Below are 1,320 nucleotides of genomic sequence, written 5' to 3'. Positions count from 1 at the left end.
TGAGCTTCCCCCGTTTGTCCGGAGGCTTCCGAGTCTGGTCTGCTCGTGCAGACCGAGGAAGGAAGTCGTTGTGGCAGCACCGAAGAAGTATCCGGATGAGCTGCGGGAACGCGCGGTTCGGTTGTATCGGGAGTCGGACCCCAAGCCGGTGATCCGGCGATTGGCCGAGCAGCTGAACGTGCATCCGGAGGCGTTGCGGAACTGGATTCGCCAGGACGAGGCCGATGCCGGCGAGCGGCAGGACCGGCCGACGACGGACATGGCCGAGGAGAACCGCCGTCTGCGGCGGGAGAACGCCGAGCTCCAGCGGGTCAACGACGTGTTGCGGGCGGCGAGTGCTTATTTTGCCGGCGAGATCGACCCGACCCGGAGGCGGTCATGAGCTTCATCGATGACCATGATTTCTCGGTCGGTCTCGTACTACGGGTCCTGGGCATCCCGGCCTCGACCTACTACGACTGGCGCGCCCGCGCCGCAGCGCCCTCGCGGCGCCACCGCGACGACGCGGAATTGCTGGAACGGATCACACAGATCCGGTCAGCGCACGAGTTCGCCGACACCTACGGGTCTCCGCGGGTATGGCTTCAGTTGCGTCGGCAAGGGGTGCGGTGTTCCCGCAAGCGCGTGGAACGCCTCATGCGGGACAACGGGCTCGTTGGCGCGCACCTGCGCAAGGGCTGGAAAACCGGCTCCACACGGCAGAACCCCGCCCACACGGCCGCACCCGACCTGGTCGAGCGTGACTTCGCGGCCACTGCGCCGAACCGGCTCTGGGTCGCCGATCTGACCCGGCTGAGCACCGGAGAGGGCGTGCTGTGGCTGGCCTCGGTACGCGATGCGTTCTCCAACCGCATCGTCGGCTGGAAAACCGCCATCCGAGCCGACACCGACCTCGTACTGGCCGCACTGGACTACGGACTGTGGTCCCGCGACGTGCACGACGGACAGCTGATCCATCACAGCGACAAAGGATGCCAATACACCGCGATCCGGTTCACCCAACGGCTCGCCGATGCCGGCATCGCACCCTCAACCGGTTCCGTCGGCGATTCCTACGACAACGCCCTCGCGGAGAACTTGTGGTCGACCATCAAGATCGAACTCGTGTACTGGCCAGGTACGACCTTCGCCACCCGAGCCGAGGCCGACACAGCACTGTTCCGCTACATCGACGGCTGGTACAAGCCCCGCCGTATCCAGCATGGTCTCGGCGGCCTGTCACCCGACGAATATGAGCATGCCCAACACGACTCCCAGCCCATCGAACCAGCCCAAGCCATCGCCAGATAACCAAGTCTCCGGCATCACGGGGGAACCTCA

The 1,320-nt window shown here is 65.5% G+C and carries 2 protein-coding genes; both read left to right on the top strand.

Annotated elements, in window-relative coordinates; translation table 11 throughout:
* On the top strand, positions 1-382 hold a 382-nt coding region (locus OOZ19_RS29925; RefSeq protein WP_266093525.1), incomplete at its 5' end, for a transposase.
* Positions 379-1,290: an IS3 family transposase gene (locus OOZ19_RS29920; RefSeq protein WP_266093524.1), complete on the top strand. Its 912-nt coding sequence runs from the start codon at positions 379-381 to the stop codon at positions 1,288-1,290. The genes OOZ19_RS29925 and OOZ19_RS29920, both read left to right, overlap by 4 nt.
* Positions 1,291-1,320 lie beyond the last annotated feature (30 nt).

Source organism: Saccharopolyspora sp. NFXS83, from assembly GCF_026241095.1.
In the GTDB taxonomy this organism is placed as follows: domain Bacteria; phylum Actinomycetota; class Actinomycetes; order Mycobacteriales; family Pseudonocardiaceae; genus Saccharopolyspora_C.
The sequence above is the reverse complement of the archived record's forward strand: the minus strand, read 5'-3'. Positions and strand labels throughout refer to the sequence as shown.